General features: G+C 60.8%; 12 protein-coding genes. 3 read left to right on the forward strand and 9 right to left on the reverse strand.

Annotated elements, in window-relative coordinates; genetic code table 11:
• Positions 1 to 94 precede the first annotated feature (94 nt).
• From AC1Q6Y_RS27845 to AC1Q6Y_RS27855, 3 genes are all read right to left on the reverse strand, one after another.
• Positions 95 to 1,453 (reverse strand): 8-oxoguanine deaminase, encoded by a 1,359-nt coding sequence (locus tag AC1Q6Y_RS27845; protein ID WP_008050330.1) that lies wholly within the window; start codon positions 1,451 to 1,453, stop codon positions 95 to 97.
• Positions 1,454 to 1,608: 155 nt separating this feature from the next.
• The gene (locus AC1Q6Y_RS27850) at positions 1,609 to 2,298 is read right to left on the reverse strand and encodes an SDR family oxidoreductase (protein WP_492625643.1); all 690 of its coding nucleotides are present in this window, start codon (positions 2,296 to 2,298) and stop codon (positions 1,609 to 1,611) included.
• A 19-nt stretch (positions 2,299 to 2,317) separates the two neighbouring features.
• A complete protein-coding gene (locus tag AC1Q6Y_RS27855; RefSeq protein WP_492625646.1) occupies positions 2,318 to 2,674 on the reverse strand; it encodes a MerR family transcriptional regulator in 357 nt (118 codons plus the stop codon).
• Between the two features lie 82 nt (positions 2,675 to 2,756).
• Between AC1Q6Y_RS27855 and AC1Q6Y_RS27860 the strand changes: the two genes are divergently transcribed.
• Positions 2,757 to 3,197, forward strand: a complete 441-nt coding sequence (locus AC1Q6Y_RS27860) for a hypothetical protein (RefSeq protein WP_492625644.1) — start codon at positions 2,757 to 2,759, stop codon at positions 3,195 to 3,197.
• Between the two features lie 62 nt (positions 3,198 to 3,259).
• On the opposite strand, the gene AC1Q6Y_RS27865 is transcribed toward AC1Q6Y_RS27860, so the two are convergent.
• The 6 genes from AC1Q6Y_RS27865 to AC1Q6Y_RS27890 form a co-directional block, all read right to left on the reverse strand.
• Positions 3,260 to 4,186 (reverse strand): ABC transporter permease, encoded by a 927-nt coding sequence (locus tag AC1Q6Y_RS27865; RefSeq protein ID WP_057712126.1) that lies wholly within the window; start codon positions 4,184 to 4,186, stop codon positions 3,260 to 3,262.
• Positions 4,186 to 5,292 carry an ABC transporter permease gene (locus AC1Q6Y_RS27870; protein ID WP_150815107.1) on the reverse strand — a complete coding sequence of 369 codons (1,107 nt, stop codon included), beginning with the start codon at positions 5,290 to 5,292 and terminating at the stop codon, positions 4,186 to 4,188. Before AC1Q6Y_RS27870 ends, AC1Q6Y_RS27865 begins: the two co-directional genes overlap by 1 nt.
• Before the next feature lie 11 nt (positions 5,293 to 5,303).
• Positions 5,304 to 6,869 (reverse strand): ABC transporter ATP-binding protein, encoded by a 1,566-nt coding sequence (locus AC1Q6Y_RS27875; protein ID WP_492625645.1) that lies wholly within the window; start codon positions 6,867 to 6,869, stop codon positions 5,304 to 5,306.
• 546 nt (positions 6,870 to 7,415) lie between these two features.
• Entirely contained in the window at positions 7,416 to 7,997 is a 582-nt protein-coding gene (locus AC1Q6Y_RS27880; protein WP_218495123.1) for an IMPACT family protein, read from the reverse strand.
• A gap of 6 nt (positions 7,998 to 8,003) precedes the next feature.
• Positions 8,004 to 8,654, reverse strand: coding sequence for a TetR/AcrR family transcriptional regulator (locus tag AC1Q6Y_RS27885; RefSeq protein WP_150815109.1), 651 nt, complete (start codon positions 8,652 to 8,654; stop codon positions 8,004 to 8,006).
• A 105-nt stretch (positions 8,655 to 8,759) separates the two neighbouring features.
• Positions 8,760 to 9,680 carry a LysR family transcriptional regulator gene (locus AC1Q6Y_RS27890; protein ID WP_057712121.1) on the reverse strand — a complete coding sequence of 307 codons (921 nt, stop codon included), beginning with the start codon at positions 9,678 to 9,680 and terminating at the stop codon, positions 8,760 to 8,762.
• Positions 9,681 to 9,818: 138 nt separating this feature from the next.
• On the opposite strand from AC1Q6Y_RS27890, the gene aptA reads away from it, so the two are divergent.
• Both aptA and AC1Q6Y_RS27900 read left to right on the forward strand, forming a co-directional pair.
• Positions 9,819 to 11,168 (forward strand): omega-aminotransferase AptA, encoded by a 1,350-nt coding sequence (gene aptA / locus AC1Q6Y_RS27895; protein WP_057712120.1) that lies wholly within the window; start codon positions 9,819 to 9,821, stop codon positions 11,166 to 11,168.
• A gap of 177 nt (positions 11,169 to 11,345) precedes the next feature.
• Entirely contained in the window at positions 11,346 to 12,839 is a 1,494-nt protein-coding gene (locus tag AC1Q6Y_RS27900) for a CoA-acylating methylmalonate-semialdehyde dehydrogenase (protein WP_090452969.1), read from the forward strand.
• Positions 12,840 to 13,006 lie beyond the last annotated feature (167 nt).

The following is a 13,006-nucleotide window of genomic DNA, read 5'->3' on the forward strand; positions in this document are numbered from 1 at the left end:
CCCCCCCCCCCCCCCCCCCCCCCCCCCCCCCCCCCCCCCCCCCCCCCCCCCCCCCCCCCCCCCCCCCGCTCCCACAGTTTTAATCGGTGTTGTATCAGGTCCCGGCGATCAGTTGCCGTGCCGCCTGGCTGTGATCAGCAATCAACCCCTTCAGATCCAGCCCCTCGACCTGCCCGTCGATCACCCGCCACTTGCCGCCGACCATCACTCGATCCGCGCGATCAGCACCACACAGCAGCAACGCCGACACCGGATCATGGCTGCCGGAGAAGCGCAGTTCATCGAGCTTGAACATCGCCAGGTCAGCCTGCTTGCCCACCGCCAACTCGCCGATATCGGTACGGCCCAGCAGGCTCGCCGAACCCTTGGTCGCCCAGCCCAACACGCGCTCCGGGGTGATCTTCTCGGCGCCGTAGCGCAGGCGCTGGATGTACAGGGCCTGACGCGCTTCGAGCATCATGTTCGAGGCATCGTTGGATGCCGAACCGTCCACACCCAAACCAAGCAAGGCACCCGCATCGGTCAACTCGATGCTCGGACAGATGCCCGAGGCCAGGCGCATGTTCGAACTCGGGCAATGGCAAATACCGGTGCCGGCGGCGCCGAGGCGGGCGATTTCATCCGGGTTGAAGTGGATGCCATGGGCCAGCCAGGTGCGGGGGCCGAGCCAGCCGACACTGTCCAGATAGTCCACGGTGCGCAGGCCGAAGCGCTGCAGGCAGAAATCTTCTTCATCGAGGGTTTCCGCCAGGTGGGTATGCAGGCGCACGTCGAGTTTGTTCGCCAGCTCGGCACTGGCCGACATGATTTCCGGCGTCACCGAGAACGGCGAGCACGGTGCCAGGGCGATCTGGATTTGCGCGCCGTCACCGCGTTCATGGTACTCGGCGATCAACCGCTGGCTGTCGGCGAGGATCACTTCGCCTTCCTGCACGGTCTGTTGCGGCGGCAGGCCACCGTCCTTTTCACCGAGGCTCATGGATCCACGGGTGAGCATGGCGCGCATGCCCAGTTCACGAACGCTCTCGACCTGCACGTCGATCGCGTTTTCCAGACCTTCCGGGAACAGGTAGTGATGGTCGGCGGCGGTGGTGCAACCGGACAGCAGCAATTCAGCCAACGCGACTTTGGTGGCGAGGGCGAGTTTTTCCGGGGTCAGTCGTGCCCAGACCGGGTACAGGGTTTTCAGCCACGGGAACAGCGGCTGATTGACCACCGGCGCCCAGGCGCGGGTCAGGGTTTGATAGAAGTGGTGATGGGTGTTGATCAGGCCCGGCAGGATCACATGCTCGCGGGCATCGAACACTTCATTGCACGGTGCGGACGGTTGTTGACCGGCGCCGAGTACTTCGACGATCAAACCGTCTTGCAGCACCAGACCGCCACGGGCATCGAGACCATTGGACGTGAAAATGGCGAGGGGATTCTTTAACCAGGTACGGGTCGCAGGCATGTTGGCCGGCTCCTCTGAAAGTTGGGTTCAGGGTTGCCAGCTCAGTGTTGCCCTGTCTGCTGATCCAGGTTCGCCGGGGAGGCGAGGTGCGAAGTGTCGATCAAAACGGCCCGGCGGGCAAGCCCGACCCGACAGGCAGATGCAACCCGACGGTATTACCAGGGAATGGTTTCGCCCCGGTAATTGATGAAGTGATGACCACCCTTGCCGACATACGCATTCACCTGATCGACCAGGCCACGGGTGCTGGCTTCCACGTCGATGTCCGCGCCTTCGCCACCCATGTCGGTTTTCACCCAGCCCGGGTGCAGCGACAGCACGGTGAGCCTGGTTTCGCCCAACTGAGTGACGAAGCTGTTGGTCATGGAGTTCAGCGCCGCCTTGCTGGCCTTGTACAGTGCCAGTTCCGGCGCATCGGGCATGGTCACGCTGCCCAGCACCGAACTCATGAACGCCAGCACGCCGGTGTCCGGTCGCAGTTGCTCGACAAAACTCTGGGCCAGGTTGATCGGCGCCACGGCGTTGGTGAAAAACAGCTGACCGACTTCGGCCATTGTCGCGCCACCGTTCGGCGTCTGGACATCCGGCCCCTTGACCCCGGCATTGACGAACAACAGGTCAAACACGTCGCCCTTGAGTTGTTGGCTCAGGGCGGACACCGCTTGCTGATCGTCCATGTCGAGCTTTTCGATCCGCACCTTGCCCAAGGCCTGCAAGGCTTCGGCTTTTTGCGGATCGCGCACGGTGGCGGTGACTTGCCAGCCATCGGCCAACAGGGTTTTCACCAGCCCGAGGCCAAGCCCCCGGGAGGCGCCGATGATGAGCGCGGTTTTTGCCTTGGACATGAGTGGCTTCCTTGAAAATTCAGAGTCGTGGATTCAATGGACACTGTTGCCCGAGCCGTTGTTGCAACTCATCGCGCAGCGCGCCGAGTTCGGCCATGCGGGCTTCGATCAGTTTGAGTTTGTCTTGCAGCAGTTGCGTGACGGCACTGTCGGGATCGGGCGACTGCCAGATTGCTGCGACGCTGTTGCCGATCTCGCCGAGGGTAAAGCCCAGTCGTTGCGCGGTCTTGATGTACTGCACCAGTTGCACCATGTCTGGCGGATAGTCGCGATACCCGTTGGCGCTGCGTTGCGCCGCAATCAATCCGCGCTGCTCGTAAAAGCGCAGCGTGTCGCGGCTGACGGCGCTGGCCTGGGCTAATTCACCGATGCGCATCATGACGTCTCGAGGGGGCTTGACTCTGGAGCATACTCCAGGCTTTAGCCTTATTGCTCCCTGAATTGATGGAGCAATGTCGATGTGGACTACAACGCAATATCGCCGGTTGGTGCAAGGCAGTGCCTGGTATGATCTGATCGTGACGGTCGCGTTTGTCACGCCGTGGAGTTTTGCGGCGTTGCATGGGATTTTGACGTGGGTGAGTCAGGCGTTGAGTTTGCCCGGTGAGCTGCCACCGTTCGAGCCGGTGCACATGTTGATGGCGAATTTGTTGGGCTCGATTGTGTGCGTATGGGCGGTGTTGCGGATTCGTGATCCGCAGCAGGTTTATGGGCGGTATGACGCCGTGGGCAGATTCCTGTTCTCGGCCTGGCAGGCTTATGCCCTGATCCATGGCGCGAGTTCGCTGCTGGTGGTTTTTCTGGTGTTTGAATTGGCGTGGGGCATTGCTCAAGTGTTGCCTGTTCGGCAGCCATCGCGAGCAAGCTCGCTCCCACAGGGTCTGCGCCAGACACTTTAATTACGCAAGATGCGGTTACGTGGGAGCGAGCTTGCTCGCGATGAGGCCAGACCAGACAACCACTAATGCCCAGCCTGCCACGGCTGCCCCAATGACACCGGCGCATACAACCGTGTGCGCACCGCATCCCGGGACAGCAGCACCAGCACCCCAATGGTCGCGACATACGGCAGCATCGCCAGCAGACTGGACGGAATCGCCAGCCCCAACCCCTGCGCCACCAGGTGCAGGATGCTGGCGAGCCCGAACAGGTACGCGCCGAGCAGCAGGCGCCACACCCGCCAACTGGCGAACACCACCAGCGCCAGGGCAATCCAGCCGCGCCCGGCGCTCATGTTCTCCGCCCACATCGGCGTGTAAGCCAGGGACAGGTAAGCCCCGGCCAATCCGGCCATCGCACCGCCGAACAACACCGCCAAGGTCCGCACGGCCAACACCGGCAAGCCCATGGCGCTGGCCGCATCCGGGTTTTCCCCGACCGCCTGAATGATCAGCCCGACGCGGCTTTTCAGAATCACCCAGGCCACTAATGCAAACAACGCGAACGACAGATACACCAGCAGATCCTGGGCAAACAGCATCCGCCCGATCAGTGGGATTTCACTCAGATAGGGAATCGCCACCGGCTCGAAACCCGCCAGCGGCTTGCCGACCCACGCCGCACCGACGAAGGTCGACAGGCCCACGCCGAAAATCGTCAGGGCAAGACCTGTGGCCACCTGATTGGCGTTGAACACCAGCGCCACCAGGGCAAACAGCGACGACAACAGCATCCCGGCGAGCATTGCCAGCAACACGCCGAGCCACAGGTGACCGGTATTGAACGCGACGATGAAACCGATCACCGCACCAAACAGCATCATGCCTTCCTGGCCCAGGTTGAGGACGCCGCTTTTCTCGCAGATCAGTTCTCCCAGCGCCACCAGCAACAACGGCGTACCGCAGCGGACCATGGCGTAGAAAATATTGCTCAGCAGATCGATATCCATCACATCGCTCCTGTTTGTACGACGGTGGATTGTGCGCGGCGGGCCCAGCGCAGGTTCAAACGCGGTCGGTAGAGAATCAGCACATCACTGGCCAGCAGGAAAAACAGCATCATGCCCTGGAACAATTGGGTGATCGCTTGCGGCAGGTTCAGGCTCATTTGTGCGCTTTCGCCACCGATGTACAGCAGCGCCATCAACAGGCTGGAAAACAGGATGCCGACAGGATTCAGACGGCCGAGAAATGCCACGGTGATCGCCGCATAGCCGTAGCCCGGCGAGACCTGCGGCACCAGCTGGCCGATGGGACCGGTGACTTCGCACACACCGGCAAGCCCCGCCAGGCCGCCGCTGATCGAGAGCGCGAGCCAGATCAGGCGCTTCTCGCGAAAGCCGACGAAGCCGGCGGCACGCTTGTCCAGCCCGAGCACTTTGATCTGGAAACCGACAAAGCTTTTCTGCAACAGCACCCACACCGCCACCAACGCAAGCAGGGCGAAGTAAACCCCGGCGTGGACCCGGCCATCGTCCATCAGCAGCGGCAGGCGGCTGGCGTCACCGAACATCGCCGACTCGGGGAAGTTGAACCCGGCGGGATCTTTCAAAGGGCCGTGAACGCAGAACAGCAGCAGGTTCAGTGCAATGTAGTTGAGCATGATACTGGTCAGGATCTCATTGGCGTTGAAGCGCGTGCGCAGCCACGCCGTCAGCCCGGCCCACGCAGCGCCCGCCAGGGTGCCGGTAAGCAGGATCAACACCAGCGCCCAGCGGCTTTGCATATCGATGATGTTCACCGCCAGCGCACTGCCGGCCAGCGCACCGAGCAGCAGTTGACCTTCGGCACCGATGTTCCAGATGCGCGCCTGATAGGCGACGGCCAGGCCCAATGCGCAGAGCAGAATCGGCAGGGCTTTGACCAGCAATTCGGAGACGCCGTACAGGTCGCTGACCGGTGCGATCAGCAAGGTGTGCAAGGTCAGCAACGGGTCATGCCCGAGCGCGATAAACAACAACGATCCACAGCCCAGGGTCAGTGCAGCCGCCAGCAACGGCGAGCACCACAGCATCAGGCGCGATTGCTGGCCGCGAGGTTCAAGAGAAAGCAGCATGTGACACTCCGTTAGCGCGTGGCGGATGCGAGTGATTGAGGGGCACCGAACTGGCCGGCCATCCAGCTGCCGACATCGCTCAGGCGGGTGTCGACGGTGGAGTGGAGCGCCGACAGCCGACCGCCGCACAAGGCGCCGAGCCGGTCGCTGATCTGGAACAGTTCGTCCAGGTCTTCGGAGATCACCAGGATCGCCGCGCCGGCATCGCGCAAGGCAATCAAGGCGCGGTGAATGGTGGCGGCGGCACCGACGTCCACGCCCCAGGTCGGGTGTGCGGCGACCAGCAGTCTGGGTTGTTGAAGGATTTCCCGACCGAGGATGAATTTCTGCAAGTTGCCGCCGGACAGGCTGCGGGCCGGCGCCTGGCTATCGGGTGTCTTGACTCCGAAACGGCGGATGATTTCCTCGGCCAGTGCTTCGACTTTGCCGCGCTGGATCAGGCCGTTACTCACCAAGCCGTGCTGGAAAGCAGTCAGCAGCGCGTTGTCCGCCAGGCTCAGTTCCGGTACCGCACCATGACCCAGGCGTTCGGCGGGGACGAACGCCAGGCCGAGTTGGCGGCGAGCATCGGGACGCAAATGGGCGACTGGCTCCTTGCCAAAACGGATCGTCGCGCTGGCGTTGCGGGGCAGCAGTGCTTCGCCGCTGAGCAAGGCCAGTAACTCATCCTGGCCATTGCCGGCGACACCGGCGATGCCGACAATTTCACCGCGGCGCACTTCAAGGTCGATGTTGGCAAGCGAGCAGCCGAATGGGTCCGGGTTGTGCCAGGACAATCCACGGACATCAAGGCACGCATCACCCCCGGTAACCTTCGGATAGTCAGCGATCAACTCCGCCGCTTCACCGACCATCAAGCGCGCCAGTTGCTGGTCCGAACACTCGGCCGGCACGCAATGCCCGGCCACCCGACCGCCTCGTAAAACCGTTGCGCTGTGGCACAACGCACGCACTTCCCCGAGCTTGTGGCTGATGAACAAAATGCTGCAGCCTTCGGCGGCGAGTCGGCGCAGGGTAACGAACAAGTCGTCGGCCTCCTGCGGCGTCAGCACCGAAGTCGGCTCATCGAGAATCAACAGGCGGATGTCCTGCATCAGGCAGCGAATGATTTCCACCCGCTGCCGTTCACCGATCGACAGGCTGTGGACAAGTCGCTCCGGTTCCAGCGTCATGCCGTAGCGCCGGGACACTTCGCGAATCTTCGGCTCAAGCTGTTTGGGTGTGCCTGCCGCCGCGCCCATGGCTAGGGCGATGTTCTGTGCCACGCTCAGGGTTTCGAACAGCGAAAAATGCTGGAATACCATGCCGATTCCCAAACCCCGGGCCTGGGCCGGGTTGCGCAGGCTCACCCGCTGACCTTGCCAGATCACCTCGCCGGAATCGGCGTGGGTAACGCCGTAGATGATCTTCATCAGCGTGCTTTTGCCCGCACCGTTTTCGCCGAGCAGGGCATGGATCTCGCCAGGGGCAATGGTCAGGTCGATGGCATCGTTGGCCAGGCAGCCGGGGTAGCGCTTTGTGATTCTGCGCAGTTGCAGGCGCGGAACTGGATCAGGGATTGGAGCGTGATTGGGCATGACAGGCTCAGTGCTGTTGGACTTGTGCCTGTGGATAAAGCAATTTTCTGGCCACCAGGTCAGGAAAATCTCGAAGTCCTGCGACCAGAGGCGTTCAGTACGCAGCTTTCACATGTGCCACGCACAGCCCGGCACCACATGGGGGCAATGGCGCAAATCAAGCCCCGATTTTGCTCGTGGGGTTCTGCTCAAAAAATGAGCAATCGACCACAAGCCATACCGTACAGGGCGCCGAGACGGCCATGAACGGGTTATCCACAGATTGCTCCACAGTATTTGTGCGCAAGCTCACTGCACGGGCATAAGCACTGAGTGGCTACTTCTAAAGGCGATAAACCGTTGTAACTATTTGTTTTTATTTGAATTTGACGTGCATGATGGCAGATTGGACGAAAATTGAGCAAAGTCCGCAAAGCCGCATGACAAAAGGGTTACAGCGGTATGTGCTCAGGTTATCCACAGGCGGGTGCACAGCAGATGTGGGCAAATATGGAATAATCGAAAAAGCGGCGTGCCCCAAAAAATTGCAGCCGGTGCCGAAGCCTTTTAGCGCCGTAACAAAATTCGCCCGCGACTCAAATCGGCCAGTTGTGACTGTAAGGTGTCGATTTGCGCATCGCCTACGGCCAACTGCAACTCGACACCATTGGCGGTGAAGCTTTCATCCACAACCAATCCACCTGCTTCCGCCACCCGCAGCTTGACCAGAGCCAACTCGGCAAATCCGCAAGCGCAATGCAGTGGCACCCGGCTGATCAGCTCGAGCTTTGGCGCCGCTTGCAGGCATTTGTTTGCACCTCCGCCATAGGCCCGGGCTAGCCCCCCGGTGCCCAGTTGGATGCCGCCATACCAGCGAATGACCAGCACTGCGACCTGATCGCAATCCTGTGCCTCGATCGCCGCCAGAATCGGCCGGCCCGCCGTACCGCCGGGCTCGCCATCATCGGTGCTGCGGTACTGATCACCGAGCTTCCAGGCCCAGCAGTTGTGCGAGGCATTCAAGTCGCTGTGCTGTTCAATGAACGCCTGGGCCTCGGCCGGGCTGGAGATCGGCGCGGCGAAGGTAATGAAGCGGCTCTTGCGAATCTCTTCGCGGTATTCGCAAAAACCGCTGAGGGTAAATGGCATAAGTGCTTAGATGGCAGGTTTCAGGCCGCAGCCCTTGAGAATGATGCGGATCAGGTTATCCCCGGCGTCTTCCATGTCCTGTTTGGTCAACTTGGTGCGCCCGGTGACGCGGCAGATCTGCGTGGCGAAGTCGGCGTAGTGCTGGGTGCTGCCCCACAACAGGAAGATCAGGTGCACCGGATCGACCGGGTCCATTTTACCGGCGTCGATCCAGGCCTGGAACACGCCCGCACGACCCTGGAACCAGGCGCGATAGTCCTGGTTGAAATACTCGGTCAGGCACTCGCCGCCGCTGATGACTTCCATGGCGAAAATCCGCGAGGCTTGCGGCTGGCGCCGGGAGAACTCCATTTTGGCGCGGATGTAGCGGGTCAAGGCTTCGGTCGGATCGTCCTCGGCGGTGAGGGTGTTGAACGTGCTGTCCCACAGCTCGATGATGTTGCTCAGCACCGCCACGTACAAGCCGAGCTTGTTGGTGAAGTAGTAATGCAGGTTTGCCTTGGGCAACCCGGCGTTCTGAGCGATGGTGTTCATGCTCGTGCCTTTGTACCCGTGACGGGCGAACTCGTCTTCGGCGGCCTTGATGATGGTCTCTTCGTTTTTTTGACGAATGCGGCTGACAGATTTTGCGCCGTGGGCTGGGACTTCAAAGGTCATAAGCACTTCCGAACGGGTGGGTGGGACGGCCAGTGCGTTGATAACGTACCCACCGGCTTCAGACAAGACCTCACACAATAAAACCTTACTCCGCTCCCACAATGTTCAACGCGTCGCGGCCAGGCTCTCGAGAAAACTCTCCAGCACCAGATGCGGTCGGCGCCCCTTGCGTGTGACCGACGCCAGACTGAGGTCATAGAAGCGTGTTTTTGCTTTCAGCGCTCGCAACCGGCCTTGCTGTACCCAAAGACTCGCGTAGTGATCCGGCAGGTAACCGATATAGCGTCCGGTCAGGATCAGGAAGGCCATGCCTTCGCGGTCCGAGGCGCTGGCGGTGCAATTGAGCGCCTGATAATGGGCCTGGATTTCCGCCGGCAAACGAAAGGTCGGGGCGATGGCGTCCTGGCTATTCAGACGCGTGTCGTCCAGTTGTTTGTCGTCGACATAAAACAGCGGGTGACCGACCGCGCAGTACAACAGCGATCGCTCGCTATACAGCGGTTGATACTCCAGCCCCGACAATGCGCTGGCCTGCGGTACCACGCCGACGTGCAGGCGACCGTCGAGCACGCCTTGCTCGACTTCATTGGGCGCGATCATGCGGATCTGGATCTGCACGTCCGGGCCGCGTTCTTTCAATTGCGCGAGGGCATGGGTGATGCGCATGTGGGGCAGGGTGACAAGGTTGTCCGTCAAACCGATGATCAATTCGCCGCGCAAGTGCTGGTGCAGTCCATTGACCTCGGTGCGGAAGCTTTCCAGCGCACTTAACAGCTGCAATGCCGATTGATAGACCTCGCGGCCCTCTTCGGTCAGGGAAAACCCGGCACGTCCCCGTTGGCACAGGCGCAGGCCGAGGCGTTGCTCCAGATCGCTCATCTGTTGGCTGATCGCCGAGCGACCGATGCCCAGTACGGTCTCCGCCGCGGAGAAGCCGCCGCACTCCACCACGCTGCGGAAAATCCTCAGCAGGCGAATATCAAAGTCGCTGACCTGGGCCAGCGGATCGGGACGGCGAGTACTCATGCGGGTTACTCAAAGTTTAGTAGTTGGCTGACTGAACATTAGAAAAGTTGGATTTCACCGACTTTATCCCCGTGGCAATTTAGCTGCAACAACGGTTTTCAATCCTTACGCCGCTTATTGCCTTGCGAGGTTACGCCCATGAACCAGCCTGAAAACGCACCGACTTCCCTGGCCAGCCAGCTCAAGCTCGATGCTCACTGGATGCCTTACACCGCCAACCGCAACTTCCAGCGCGACCCACGGCTGATCGTTGGCGCCGAAGGCAGTTGGCTGATCGACGACAAGGGCCGCAAGGTATATGACTCGCTGTCCGGTCTGTGGACCTGTGGCGCCGGGCACACCCGTAAGGAAATCCAGGAAGCGGTCGCCAAGCAACTGGGTACCCTCGATTACTCGCCAGGCTTCCAGTACGGCCATCCGCTGTCCTTCCAGTTGGCTGAAAAAATCACCGACTTGACCCCGGGCAACCTCAACCACGTGTTCTTCACCGACTCGGGTTCCGAGTGCGCTGACACCGCTGTAAAAATGGTCCGTGCTTACTGGCGCCTGAAGGGCCAGTCGACCAAGACCAAAATGATCGGCCGTGCCCGTGGCTACCACGGTGTGAACATCGCCGGCACCAGCCTCGGTGGCGTGAACGGCAACCGCAAGCTGTTCGGTCAGGCGATGATGGACGTCGATCACCTGCCGCACACTTTGCTGGCAAGCAACGCTTACTCCCGTGGCATGCCGGAGCAAGGCGGTATCGCCCTGGCTGACGAACTGTTGAAGCTGATCGAACTGCACGATGCGTCGAACATCGCGGCGGTATTCGTCGAGCCATTGGCCGGTTCCGCTGGCGTGCTGGTGCCGCCACAGGGTTACCTCAAGCGTCTGCGTGAAATCTGCGACCAGCACAATATCCTGCTGGTGTTCGACGAAGTGATCACCGGTTTCGGCCGTACCGGCACCATGTTCGGCGCGACCACCTTCGGTGTGACACCGGACCTGATGTGCATCGCCAAGCAAGTCACCAACGGTGCGATCCCGATGGGCGCGGTGATTGCCAGCTCCGAGATCTACCAGACTTTCATGAATCAGCCGACGCCTGAATACGCGGTTGAATTCCCCCATGGCTACACCTATTCCGCGCACCCGGTGGCTTGCGCCGCTGGTCTGGCAGCACTCGACCTGCTGCAAAAGGAAAACCTGGTACAGAGCGTGGCCGAAGTCGCACCGCATTTCGAAAATGCGCTGCACGGCCTCAAGGGCACCAAGAACATCATCGACATCCGCAACTACGGCCTGGCCGGCGCGATCCAGATCGCTCCACGTGACGGCGACGCGATCGTGCGTCCGTTCGAAGCCGGCATGGCGCTGTGGAAAGCCGGGTTCTACGTACGCTTCGGCGGCGACACCCTGCAGTTCGGCCCAACCTTCAACAGCAAGCCGCAGGACCTGGATCGTCTGTTCGACGCGGTCGGCGAAGTGCTGAGCAAGATCGACTGATTTGACAACACACCTGTAGGAGCGAGCTTGCTCGCGATGGACGTTAACGATGATGTGGGCTGCCTGGATGAACGCGGCGCCCTCACCATCTTCGCGAGCAAGCTCGCTCCTACAAAAAGCATCTATATAGCAGGCGCTCTTTAACGGACGCCTGTGGACAACTTTTCAGGAGCTTCCATGAGCGTTATTCCGCATTTGATCAATGGCGAACTGGTGACCGAGAACGGTCGCGCGGTTGATGTGTTCAACCCGTCTACCGGTCAGGCAATTCACAAGTTGCCGCTGGCGACCCGCGAAACCATCCAGAGCGCCATCGACGCGGCCAAGGCTGCATTCCCGGCCTGGCGCAACACGCCGCCGGCCAAGCGTGCCCAAGTGATGTTCCGCTTCAAGCAACTGCTGGAGCAGAACGAAGCGCGTATCGCCCAACTGATCAGCGAAGAGCACGGCAAGACCCTGGAAGATGCTGCCGGTGAATTGAAGCGCGGCATCGAGAACGTCGAGTTCGCTTGCGCGGCTCCGGAAATCCTCAAGGGCGAGTACAGCCGTAACGTCGGACCGAACATCGACGCCTGGTCTGACTTCCAGCCGCTGGGCGTGGTGGCCGGTATCACTCCGTTCAACTTCCCGGCCATGGTGCCGTTGTGGATGTACCCGCTGGCGATCGTCTGCGGTAACTGCTTTATCCTCAAGCCTTCCGAGCGTGACCCGAGCTCGACGCTGCTGATTGCACAGCTTCTGCTGGAGGCGGGCCTGCCCAAAGGCGTGCTGAGCGTGGTACACGGTGACAAGACTGCGGTGGACGCATTGATCGAAGCGCCGGAAGTCAAAGCGCTGAGCTTTGTGGGTTCGACGCCGATTGCCGAATACATCTATTCCGAAGGCACCAAGCGTGGCAAGCGCGTCCAGGCCCTGGGCGGTGCGAAGAACCACGCCGTGCTGATGCCGGATGCAGACCTGGACAACGCCGTCAGCGCACTGATGGGCGCGGCTTACGGTTCTTGCGGCGAGCGTTGCATGGCAATCTCGGTAGCGGTGTGCGTGGGTGACCAGGTGGCCGATGCACTGGTGGCCAAACTGGTTCCGCAAATCAAGGCGCTGAAAATCGGTGCCGGTACCAACTGCGGCCTGGACATGGGTCCACTGGTGACTGGCCAGGCGCGCGACAAGGTCAGCGGTTATGTAGAAGACGGCGTAGCTGCCGGCGCGACACTGGTGGTGGACGGCCGAGGCCTGACCGTCGCTGGTCACGAGGAAGGCTTCTTCCTGGGTGGTTGCCTGTTCGACAACGTCACGCCAGAAATGCGCATCTATAAAGAAGAGATCTTCGGGCCGGTGCTGTGCGTTGTTCGGGTCAACAGCCTGGAAGAAGCCATGCAACTGATCAACGATCACGAATATGGCAACGGCACTTGCATCTTCACCCGTGACGGCGAAGCCGCGCGGTTGTTCTGCGACGAAATCGAAGTCGGCATGGTCGGTGTCAACGTACCGCTGCCGGTGCCGGTGGCTTATCACAGTTTTGGCGGCTGGAAGCGTTCGCTGTTCGGCGACCTGCATGCCTACGGCCCGGATGGTGTGCGTTTCTACACCCGTCGCAAGGCCATCACCCAGCGCTGGCCACAGCGTGCGAGCCACGAGGCTTCGCAATTCGCGTTCCCTAGCTTGTAAGTAGAAGGGCGCAGAAGGCCGACCCATTGGGTCGGCCTTTTTGTTTTCGGGGCTTTTTTGCCCTATATGACAGAATTGTGAAAATAGCTGTTGACGGCAGATTTCAGGTGTCTATAATTCGCCCCACTTCCGGCGCAGTCGAAACGGAAAACTCCTTGGTAAACAAA

This window comes from Pseudomonas sp. GW823-FHT06E10 (assembly GCF_058794995.1).